This is a genomic window from Rhizobium alarense, assembly GCF_021555155.1.
Classification (GTDB): Bacteria; Pseudomonadota; Alphaproteobacteria; order Rhizobiales; family Rhizobiaceae; genus Rhizobium_D; species Rhizobium_D alarense.
Genome location: NZ_JAKGBU010000133.1, coordinates 1 through 8,586, shown reverse-complemented (window position 1 = coordinate 8,586; position 8,586 = coordinate 1). Strand labels below are relative to the sequence as shown.

Below are 8,586 nucleotides of genomic sequence, written 5' to 3'. Positions count from 1 at the left end.
TTGCCGCCGACGCGGTGGGAAGCGCCGGTCGCACGCTCCTCATCGAGCCGATCAACGGGCGCGACATGCCGGGCTATTTCCTCAACGATTTCAACCGTGCGGCGGAGATCGTCGAGAAACTGAATCATCCTCACCTGAAACTTCAGTTCGACATCTACCACCGGCAGATCCTGCATGGCGACGTGCTCAGGGGACTTCGGGCGATGATGCCGGTCATCGGCCATGTCCAGGTGGCATCGGTGCCGGACAGGCACGAGCCCGGCACGGGTGAACTCGATGATTTCCGCATCTTCACGGCCCTCGATGACCTCGGCTACCAAGGGTGGGTCGGCTGCGAATACCGGCCTGCCGGCGCGACTGCGGAAGGTCTCGGCTGGCTGGCACGCGTGGAATGTACCGATCGGGCAGGCAACGAAATTGCGGCGCACAATCTGGGTGCAATCTTTTGATGCGGTGCGGTGACGAACTTGCCTTGACGGGCCTTCCATTTGCAGCTTTGCTTGCAACTGATCTGGTGGACCAACCAGTAGATCAGTTGGAGGGGGATGTGGCGATGGACGGACGTCCGGTGCTGGCCGAGATGCCGAAGGTGGGCAAGTCGCTCGACCGCCGCACGGCACGCGACCTCATCGCCGAGAAGATCATGGTGCTGATCGCCACCAACATGCTGCGCCCCGGCGACGAGCTGCCGGGCGAGCGGGAATTGGCCAATGTCATGCATGTGAGCCGCGAGACGGTGCGCGGCGCCATCCAGCAGCTTGCCGCCCGTGGCATTCTCGAAGTGGCACAGGGCAGTCGGACGCGGGTGAACGACGTGGATCTCAGCCATCTGACGGTGACGATCGCCTCGCCGAACGCCATCGACAGCTATGACCTCGACTCCGTGCACGCGGCGCGGCTGCTCATCGAGCTCAGCGTTGTCGGCGACGCGGCTGAACGGATCGATGCGGAGACGCTCGCCAAGCTCGATGACCTCCTGGAAGCACACCGGATCGGCGGCGACGACGCCATGCGCTTCCTGATCTGCGACCGCGAGTTCCATGTGGCGATCTACCGGGCCTGCGGCAACCCGCTGCTCTCGGATTTCGTGACCGACCTCTATACCTACATGATGGATTTCCGCCGTTCGGCCATGTCGCGGCCCGGCGCGATTGCCGCGAGCTTCCGCGACCACGTCGAGATCGTCGAGGCACTGCGCCGGCACGATCGCGGGGCGGTGGTGGAGGCCTTCCGCAAGCATCTGCTGCGCATCTACGAGACAACGAAGGAATTGCTCGCCGGCGAGGACGCGGCATTGGTCCGCGCCGGCCGGGCCGAATGACACGAGGGGGAGCCCGGCCGGACCGGGACGGCAGGACGGAGGAGGTTCGCCGCAAATGCATGTGATGGTAATCGGGGCTGCCGGCATGGTCGGCCGCAAACTGGTGGAGAAGATCGCGGCCCAGCCGGGCGCGCTCGGCTACGACGTCGAGGCGTTGACGCTCGTCGACGTGATCGCGCCGCCGGTGCCTGCCCAGCTCGCGTCGATCGCGTCGGCGCTGGCGCTCGACCTTTCCGAGCCGGGAGCCGCCGGTAAACTCGTGGCGAGGCGACCGGATGTCGTCTTCCATCTCGCCGCCATCGTCTCGGGCGAGGCGGAGGCGGATTTCGATCTCGGCTACAGGGTCAATCTCGACGGTACCCGCTGGCTTTTCGAGGCAATCCGCCAGGAAGGCATGACGGCGCCCTACAAGCCGCGCGTTATCTTCGCCTCCTCGATCGCCGTCTTCGGTGAACCCTTCCCGGAAAAGATCGGCGACGAGTTCTTCACGACGCCGCTGACCAGCTACGGCACGCAGAAGGCGATCTCCGAACTGCTTCTCGCCGACTATACGCGCAAGGGCTTCTTCGATGGCGTCGGCATCCGGCTGCCGACCATCTGCATCCGTCCGGGCAGGCCGAACAAGGCCGCGTCGGGCTTCTTCTCCAACATCCTGCGCGAGCCTCTCGCCGGGCAGGAGGCCGTGCTGCCGGTGGACGAGAGCGTGCGCCACTGGTTCGCCAGCCCTCGGTCGGCGGTCGGCTTCTTCCTCCATGCCGCGCGCATGGATACGGCGCGCATCGGCCCGCGCCGCAACCTCACCATGCCCGGCCTGTCGGCGCTGGTCGGCGAGGAGATCGCAGCGCTCGGGCGCATTGCCGGGCAGAAGGCGGTGGCGCTCATCCGGCGTGAACCGGATCCGGTGATCCGGCGGATCGTCGCCGGCTGGGCGACCGATTTCGATGCCCGGCGGGCCGGTGAACTGGGGTTCAAGGCGGAAAGCACCTTCGACGAGATCATCCGCATCCACATCGAAGACGAGCTGAAGGGAAATATCTGACATGGCGGCGGCAGAGCGAGCAGGCGAGGGCAAGATCGCGCTGGTGACGGGCGGCGGGACCGGCGTCGGCTACGGCATGGCGAAGGCACTGAGCGCGGCGGGCTACACGATGGTCATTACCGGCCGGCGCGTCGACGTGCTCGAAAAGGCCGCCCGCGACATGGCGGCGGAGACAGGCGGCACGGTCCGGGCGGTGGCCTGCGATATCGGCGATCCGGCGAAGGTGGCGGCGCTCTTCGAGACGATCAGGCGCGAATTCGGCCGGCTCGATCTGCTGGTCAACAATGCGGGTTCCAACGTGCCGGCGATCCCGATGGAAGAGATCACCTTCGAGCAGTGGAGCGGCATTGTCGCGGCGAACCTCACAGGCGCCTTCCTCTGCACGCAGCAGGCGTTCCGGCTGATGAAGGCGCAGGACCCGCGCGGCGGGCGTATCATCAACAACGGCTCGATCTCGGCCTCTGTGCCGCGGCCGCACTCGGCGCCCTATACGGCGACGAAGCACGCGATCACCGGGCTTACCAAGTCGACGGCGCTCGACGGGCGCAGGTTCGATATCGCCTGCGGCCAGATCGATATCGGCAATGCGGCGACCGACATGACGTCGAAGATGAATTCCGGCGTGCTGCAGGCGAATGGCGACGTGGCCAGCGAGCCGACGATCCCGGTGAAGCACATCGCCGATGCGGTCGTCTACATGGCGAGCCTGCCGCTGGAGGCCAACGTGCTCACGATGACGGTGATGGCGACGACAATGCCGCTCGTCGGGCGGGGATAGATTTCGACGGATGTCGGTGCGGCGGTCGAGGGGTCCGGGAGAGCCCTGCCGCAGCGCCGGTCCGGTTAGGCAATTCGGTTCTGGGAGGAACGTAAATGGCAGGCGTTGACTTCGTCGATGTGAGGAAATCCTTCGGCGCCTTTCCGGTCATCAAGGGCGTCGACATCGAGATCGAGGACGGCGAATTCGTCATCCTGGTTGGCCCGTCCGGCTGCGGCAAGTCCACGCTGCTGCGCATGCTGGCGGGGCTCGAGAACATCACGGCGGGCGAGATCCGCATCGGCGACCGGGTGGTGAACGCGCTGCCGCCGAAGGAGCGCGACATCGCGATGGTGTTCCAGAACTACGCGCTCTATCCGCACATGACGGTCGCTGACAACATGGCCTTCTCGCTGATGCTGGCGAAGAGTTCCAGGTCCGAGATCGACAGCCGCGTCTCGAAGGCGGCCGATATCCTCGGCCTGAACAAGCTGCTCGACCGCTATCCGCGCCAGCTTTCCGGCGGCCAGCGCCAGCGGGTCGCCATGGGCCGCGCCATCGTGCGCGACCCGCAGGTGTTCCTGTTCGACGAACCCCTGTCGAACCTCGATGCCAAGCTGCGCGTCGCCATGCGCGCCGAGATCAAGGAGTTGCACCAGCGGCTGAAGACGACGACCGTCTATGTCACGCACGACCAGATCGAGGCCATGACCATGGCCGACAAGATCGTCGTCATGCATGACGGCGTCGTCGAGCAGATCGGCGCGCCGCTCGACCTCTACGACAACCCGGCCAATCTGTTCGTCGCGGGTTTCATCGGTTCGCCGGCGATGACCATGATCAAGGGCCGGCTCGACGCCGGCGACCCGCATTCCTTCATCACCACCGACGGCACGCGCCTGCCGGTCGCAAAGCCGGCCGCGGCCGCGAAGGGCAGGGATCTCGTCTATGGCCTCCGCCCCGAATATATCGCGCTCGATGCCAGCGGCCTGCCGGCGGAAGTCGTGGTGATCGAGCCGACGGGCTACGAGACCCAGCTGATCGTCAAGCTCGGCGGCTCGGACGTGACCTGCGTCTTCCGGGATCGGGTGACGGCGCGTCCGGGCGAAACGATCCACGTGTCGATCGATGCCGCTCATGTGCATCTCTTCGACGCGGAGACGGGCAGGAGGCTCGTCGACTGAACACCGTCGGCGGCCGGAGGGAGGGAGGAGCCTCCTGTTACGGCCGTCCGCGGGAAGGGTTCCCGGCCACCGCCGGGTGCCGATGCCGCCGCATTCGCCCAAGCGGGATGGTGGATGCCGGAAGGACGAACTCCCGCTGACCAAAGGAGGAGTGACCAATGACGTTCAAGAGACGCGATTTTCTTGCCGCATCCGCCGCCATGGCCGGCATCGCCGGCCTCGGCATCCGCCCGGGCTTCGCGCAGGCCGCCGAGCCCGTCTATACGCCGGAGGAAGGCGCGAGCCTGCGCCTCCTGCGCTGGAGCCCCTTCGTTCAGGGCGACGAGGATGCCTGGCTCGCCAACACCAAGAAATTCACCGAGGCGACCGGCGTCGAGGTCCGTGTCGACAAGGAGAGCTGGGAGGATATCCGCCCGAAGGCCGCCGTCGCGGCGAATGTCGGGTCGGGCCCGGACATGGTGATGTGCTGGTTCGATGACGCACACCAGTATCCCGACAAACTCGTCGACCTGACCGAACTCGCCACCTATCTCGGCGACAAGTACGGCGGCTGGTACGACGGCATGAAGGGCTACGCGACGCGCGACGACAAGTTCATCGCCATGCCGCTCACGGCCATCGGCAACGCCGTCGTCTACCGGCAGAGCCACATGGAGGCTGCCGGTTTCAAGGAGTTCCCGAAGGATACGGCCGGCTTCCTGGAACTCTGCAAGGCACTGAAGGCCAAGGGTACGCCGGCCGGCTTCCCGCACGGCAAGGCCGTTGGCGACGGCAACAACTACGCCCACTGGCTGCTCTGGAGCCATGGCGGCAAGATGGTGGACGAAAAGGGCGTCGTCTCCATCAACAGCAAGGAAACGATCGCCGCGATCAACTATGCCAAGCAGCTCTACGAGACCTTCATTCCGGGCACGGAGAGCTGGCAGGACATCAACAACAACCGCGCCTTCCTCGCCGGCCAGGTCTCGCTGATCGCCAACGGCGTCTCGGCCTACTACGCCGCCAGGAAGGATCCGGCGCTTGCCGAGATCGCAGCCGACATGCGCACGACCAACTTCCCGATCGGTCCGGTCGGCGAGAGCGTCGAGCTGCACCAGACGAGCTCGCTGCTGCTCTTCAGCCACACGCAGTATCCGGAAGCGGCAAAGGCCTACATCAAGTTCATGATGGAAGCCGACCAGATGAACGCCTGGATCACGGGCGCCAGCGCCTATTGCTGCCAGCCGCTCAAGGCCCTCGCCAACAACCCGATCTGGACGGCCGACCCGATCCACGCGCCCTATGCGCGCGCCTCGGAGACGCTGCGGCCGAACGGCTATGCCGGCCCGCTCGGCTATGCCTCGGCTGGCGTCATGGCGGACTATGTGCTCGTCGACATGTTCGCTGCCGCCGTCACCGGCCAGATGACGCCGGAGGACGCGGCGATCGAGGCCGAGCGCCGCGCCAACCGCTACTACCGCGTCTGATCCCGACGCCGGAGAAAATCGTCGCCGGCGGCCCCGTGCCGCCGGCGAGCTGGAACAGTTGCCAAGCGGGAGAACAGGAAATGTCCACCGTGCCGTCCGGAAAGCCGCCATCCGCCATGGCGTCGCTGATGCAGAACAACAATGTGCTCGGCTTCCTCTTCATGCTGCCGGCCGCGGTGTTTCTCGTCTGCTTCCTCACCTATCCGCTGGGCCTCGGCGTCTGGCTCGGCTTCACCGACACGCGCATCGGCCGCGACGGTATCTTCATCGGCGTCGAGAACTACCAGTTCCTGGCGCGCGACCAGGTGTTCTGGCTCTCGGTCTTCAACACGCTGCTCTACACCACCGCCGCCTCGGTGCTGAAATTCGCGCTCGGCCTCTGGCTGGCGCTGCTGCTCAACGAGAACCTGCCCTACAAGTCCTTCTTCCGCGCCATCGTGCTCCTGCCGTGGGTCGTGCCGACCGTGCTCTCGGCGCTCGCCTTCTGGTGGATCTACGACAGCCAGTTTTCGATCCTCTCCTGGTCGCTGATGCAGATCGGATTGATCGACGGTCCGATCAACTTCCTCGGCGATTCGACCAATGCGCGCGCCTCCGTCATCGCGGCCAATGTCTGGCGCGGCATCCCCTTCGTCGCGATCTCGCTGCTCGCCGGCCTGCAGACCATTCCCGCATCGCTGCAGGAAGCGGCTTCGCTCGACGGCGCGACGAGCTGGCAGCGGTTCCGCTATGTGACATTGCCGATGCTGACGCCGATCATCGCCGTCGTCATGACCTTCTCGGTGCTCTTCACCTTCACCGACTTCCAGCTCATCTACGTGCTGACCAAGGGCGGACCGGTGAATGCGACGCATCTGATGGCGACGCTCTCCTTCCAGCGCGGCATTCCCGGCGGCCAGCTCGGCGAGGGCGCGGCGATCGCCGTCGCCATGGTGCCGTTCCTGCTCGCCGCCATCATGTTCAGCTTCTTCGGCCTGCAACGCCGCAAATGGCAGCAGGGCGGCCAGGATTGATCTCGGGAGACAGACCATGACAATGACCACCAAAGTCCCGGCCGACGTGCTTACAGACAATGCCGAGGGCATGAGCTACCTCAACCGCCTGCCGCGTCGCATCGTCGTCCTCTACCTGCCGATGGCCGTCTTCGTCTTCGTGCTGCTGTTCCCGTTCTACTGGATGGCGATCACGGCCGTGAAGCCGAACGCGCAGCTCACCGACTACAACAACTACAGCCCGTTCTGGGTCGTCGGTCCGACGCTCGACCACATCAAGTATCTCCTGTTCCAGACGTCCTATCCGGGCTGGCTGTGGAACACGATGCTGGTCGCCGTCTGCTCCACCTTCCTGTCGCTGGCAGCCTCGGTCTTCGGCGCCTATGCGATCGAGCGCGTGCGCTTCACCGGCTCGCGCTCCGTCGGGCTGCTGATCTTCCTCGCCTATCTGGTGCCGCCGTCGATCCTCTTCATCCCGCTGGCCTTCATCGTCTTCAAGCTCGGCATGTATGACTCGCGGCTGGCGCTGATCTTTACCTATCCGACCTTCCTCATTCCCTTCTGCACCTGGCTGCTGATGGGCTATTTCCGCTCGATCCCCTTCGAACTCGAGGAGAGCGCGCTGGTGGACGGCGCGACGCGCTGGCAGATCCTCGTCAAAATCATCCTGCCGCTCGCCGTGCCCGGCCTGATCTCCGCCGGCATCTTCGCCTTCACGCTGTCGTGGAACGAATTCATCTATGCGCTGACCTTCATCCAGTCGTCGGAGAACAAGACGGTGCCCGTCGGCGTGCTGACGGAACTGGTGCGCGGCGACGTCTTCGAATGGGGATCGCTGATGGCGGGTGCGCTCTTCGGCTCGCTGCCCGTCGTCATCCTCTACTCCTTCTTCGTCGACTACTACGTTTCGTCCATGACGGGCGCCGTGAAGGAATAGGTTCTCGTTCGGTTTTCTGATGTCGGGATTCGTTGCATGAACCAGATCGACCTGAAGGGGCAGCACGCCGTGGTGACCGGCGGCGGGCAGGGCCTCGGATATGCCATGGCGAAGCGCATGATCGCCTCCGGTGCCATCGTCACCCTGTGGGACATGGACGGCCCGCTGCTCGAAACGGCGGTCTCGGCGCTCGGCGGCAGCAGCGGCAGCGCGACCGTCGACGTGACGGACTACGACGGCGTGGAGTCGGCCCTGAAACAGACCGAGCGCGCGCGGGGCCCGGTCTCGATCGTCATCAACTCGGCCGGCATAGCCGGTCCCGCCGCGTCGCTCGATGCCTATGACCTTGCGATGTGGAAGAAGATCATCGACGTCAATCTCACCGGCACCTTCCACGTCTGCCGGGCCGTCGTGCCGGGCATGAAGGCGCGCGGCTACGGCCGCATCGTCAACATCGCGTCCATCGCCGGCAAGGAAGGCAACCCGAACGCCTCGGCCTATTCGGCCTCCAAGGCCGGTGTGATCGGCCTCACCAAATCGCTCGGCAAGGAGCTTGCCGGCCTCGACATCGCCGTCAACTGCATCACGCCGGCCACCGCCGAGACGCGCATCCTCGAACAGCTAACCCCGGAATTCATCGACTACATGCGCAGCAAGATCCCGCGCGGCCGGTTCCTCGAGGTGGAGGAGGCGGCCGCGATGGTCGCCTGGCTCGTCTCGCGGGAAAACAGCTTCACGACCGCCGCGGTCTTCGACCTCTCGGGCGGGCGCGCGACCTATTGAGGTTCGGCCTCCGAGAAGGGCGCGGCGGATAAGCGGTGGACGTCCGTCGGTCATGACGCCGGGCTTCAAGGTCGTACCCTTGCGTGGGGGGGCGGGAAGACGCCGCC

The 8,586-nt window shown here is 65.4% G+C and carries 9 protein-coding genes; all 9 read left to right on the top strand.

Annotation, left to right across the window (positions count from 1 at the left end; translation table 11 throughout):
* On the top strand, window positions 1-449 hold a 449-nt coding region (locus tag LXM94_RS24695; protein WP_235774376.1), incomplete at its 5' end, for a TIM barrel protein.
* 104 nt (window positions 450-553) lie between these two features.
* Entirely contained in the window at window positions 554-1,321 is a 768-nt protein-coding gene (locus LXM94_RS24690) for a FadR/GntR family transcriptional regulator (protein ID WP_235774374.1), read from the top strand.
* Window positions 1,322-1,376: 55 nt separating this feature from the next.
* The gene (denD, locus tag LXM94_RS24685; RefSeq protein WP_235774372.1) at window positions 1,377-2,360 is read left to right on the top strand and encodes a D-erythronate dehydrogenase; all 984 of its coding nucleotides are present in this window, start codon (window positions 1,377-1,379) and stop codon (window positions 2,358-2,360) included.
* Between the two features lies 1 nt (window position 2,361).
* On the top strand, window positions 2,362-3,138 hold the full coding sequence (locus LXM94_RS24680; RefSeq protein WP_235774370.1) for an SDR family oxidoreductase: 777 nt from the start codon (window positions 2,362-2,364) through the stop codon (window positions 3,136-3,138).
* Between the two features lie 95 nt (window positions 3,139-3,233).
* Window positions 3,234-4,301: an ABC transporter ATP-binding protein gene (locus LXM94_RS24675; protein WP_235774368.1), complete on the top strand. Its 1,068-nt coding sequence runs from the start codon at window positions 3,234-3,236 to the stop codon at window positions 4,299-4,301.
* A 158-nt stretch (window positions 4,302-4,459) separates the two neighbouring features.
* A complete protein-coding gene (locus LXM94_RS24670; protein WP_235774366.1) occupies window positions 4,460-5,767 on the top strand; it encodes an ABC transporter substrate-binding protein in 1,308 nt (435 codons plus the stop codon).
* Window positions 5,768-5,847: 80 nt separating this feature from the next.
* On the top strand, window positions 5,848-6,780 hold the full coding sequence (locus LXM94_RS24665) for a carbohydrate ABC transporter permease (RefSeq protein ID WP_235774364.1): 933 nt from the start codon (window positions 5,848-5,850) through the stop codon (window positions 6,778-6,780).
* Between the two features lie 16 nt (window positions 6,781-6,796).
* Window positions 6,797-7,696, top strand: a complete 900-nt coding sequence (locus tag LXM94_RS24660) for a carbohydrate ABC transporter permease (protein ID WP_235774362.1) — start codon at window positions 6,797-6,799, stop codon at window positions 7,694-7,696.
* Between the two features lie 36 nt (window positions 7,697-7,732).
* On the top strand, window positions 7,733-8,479 hold the full coding sequence (locus LXM94_RS24655; RefSeq protein ID WP_235774360.1) for an SDR family NAD(P)-dependent oxidoreductase: 747 nt from the start codon (window positions 7,733-7,735) through the stop codon (window positions 8,477-8,479).
* Window positions 8,480-8,586: the final 107 nt, after the last annotated feature.